The organism is Macromonas nakdongensis, assembly GCF_002837145.1.
GTDB classification, from domain to species: domain Bacteria; phylum Pseudomonadota; class Gammaproteobacteria; order Burkholderiales; family Burkholderiaceae_C; genus Macromonas_B; species Macromonas_B nakdongensis.
The window spans coordinates 355-1,107 of the sequence record NZ_NWMV01000165.1; the positions used below are offsets into that span (position 1 = coordinate 355).

The 753-nt window shown below is 72.1% G+C and carries 2 protein-coding genes; both read left to right on the forward strand.

Annotated elements, in window-relative coordinates; genetic code table 11:
* A partial coding sequence (locus CON77_RS14810; protein ID WP_198552411.1) for a magnesium chelatase subunit ChlI family protein occupies positions 1-465 on the forward strand: 465 nt, incomplete at its 5' end.
* Between the two features lie 97 nt (positions 466-562).
* The coding region (locus tag CON77_RS14815) for a hypothetical protein (protein ID WP_157826993.1) at positions 563-753 on the forward strand (191 nt) is incomplete at its 3' end.

Sequence of the window (753 nt, forward strand, 5' to 3'; positions counted from 1 at the left end):
ATGAACCCCTGCCCCTGCGGCTACCTCGGGGCCACGCACCGGTCCTGCCGCTGCACGCCCGACCAGATCGCCCGTTACCAGGGCAAGCTCAGCGGGCCCCTGATGGACCGCATCGACCTGCACGTGGACGTGCCCGTGCTGGCGCCAGAGGCCCTGCTGTCCGCGGCCCGCGGGGAATCGACCGCCACGGTCAAGGCCCGCACCCTGCAGGCGCACCAACGGGCCCTGCAACGCCAGGGCCACCCCAACCACGCCCTGCAGGGCGACGCGCTGGACCGCCACGCCGCCCTGTCGGCGGCGGCACACACCCTGCTGCACCAGGCCGCCAGCCGGCTCGGCTGGTCAGGCCGCGCCCTGCACCGCACCCTGCGGGTGGCCCGCACCATCGCCGACCTGGCCGACAGCCCCGGCATCGAAGCCCCCCACGTGGCCGAAGCGATGCAGTACCGCCCAGCCCGCCCCTGAAGGCTCCGGGTCAGGCCGGCGATCAGTTGCATAATGAAAGCCGACCTTTTTGTCCCGATCGGCTTTCTCCGGTGCAGCACACCGGTGCTGCACCGCTATGAACACCACTGCGCCCCCGTTCGTCGGCACGTTTGCCCCATCGCGCCAGAGTCTGCCCCCGCTGCAATGGCCGTCCCCGCCCTACCCGAGCTACAGCAACGACCTGGCCAACGCGGCACAGGGCCTGGCCTGCAAGGTCGAGGGCGCCAACGGCCAGACCCGGCCCTGCCTGCTCGTGGCCCTGGACCT